Source organism: Nostoc sp. UIC 10890, assembly GCF_054786515.1.
This window is the reverse complement of the sequence record NZ_JBSGKF010000182.1, coordinates 1-1,095: the sequence shown is the minus strand read 5'-3', so window position 1 is coordinate 1,095 and position 1,095 is coordinate 1. Positions and strand designations below refer to the sequence as shown.

The following is a 1,095-nucleotide window of genomic DNA, read 5'->3' as shown; positions in this document are numbered from 1 at the left end:
CTTTTCGTCTGAATTTTCATTTTTATTTCCTTCTTTTTCCCGAAGAAGTGTATTTTGATTCAGACTAAGATTGGCATTATTGGAGGAAGATTTAGAAAATTTATCGTTGGAGAAGGATAGGTAAAAAGAAGAATTGATCAGTTTGCCGTTCACCAAACGTTCGTTTGGTTGATACATTAAGGTTTTAAATTTCGGATGCGCATACACCCCTCGGATTGCACCAGATTTAGTGCCATAGAGATGGACAATGATTTGTCCCGATGTCCAGTTCGGGACATTCGAATTTAAAATTAGTCCAACCCAATGAGCGGGTTCGGCCTCAAATAAAACAAAGGAAAAATAATCGCCGTAATGGTAGATTCCCTCCAAACTGGATTCCGGTTTTACTGCGACTTGCTGGGCCAAAGAGTCTATGGAAAGATTCATTCTTGGGAAATTCGCTTCACTGATCAATGGCTTTATCTGATAGAAAGCCAAGTGATTGTCTGAAAGCGGATAAAAAAGCCTACACAGATTCAAAAAATATCCAGCAGAAAATGGTTGCTGTAGGGAGTCGTTCCAAACTTCTCGATAAGTGGCTTGATAAATTTTTCGCGCATTTCCTTTGATCTGCGTCTTAAAAGAAGGTGTCTTCTCCAAGATTTTCCTCAAAGCCTTCACGTCTTCATGATAGGAACTGTTTCCTGAACTTGAAGACGGTAGGGGTTGTCCGGAAGACGACAGGGTTTGGCCAGAAGACGGCAGGGTTTGGCCAAAAGTGGAAGCTACTGCGCCCGCTATCCACAATAAAAAAAACAGTGTTTTTCGCATATCTGAAATATTGCTTTTCGTATACCTGATTGAGCATTTAAACATTACAGCTTGTCGCCTTCTCAAAAAGTCTGATTCTCTATTACTGAACTGCTACCAGTTTTTTGGGTTTATTCTTTTTGATTTTTTCAGGTAGGAAATGAAGAATTTCTTCTTTCAACACTTCGATGAGGCGACGTTTTACAAAATCGCGGTGAATAACCAAACTCACTTCACGGACGGGAGAGGGTGATTTGAAATGGCGAATATGGCTCAACTGTTTATTTGACAAATCGAGGGTGGCCA

General features: G+C 40.4%; 2 protein-coding genes. Both read right to left on the bottom strand.

Going from position 1 to position 1,095, the window contains the following annotated elements:
- A partial coding sequence (locus ACWATR_RS40285; RefSeq protein WP_460346059.1) for a hypothetical protein occupies positions 1 to 810 on the bottom strand: 810 nt, incomplete at its 3' end.
- Between the two features lie 82 nt (positions 811 to 892).
- Positions 893 to 1,095 (bottom strand): hypothetical protein (locus tag ACWATR_RS40280; RefSeq protein ID WP_460346055.1); only part of this gene is annotated, 203 nt, incomplete at its 5' end.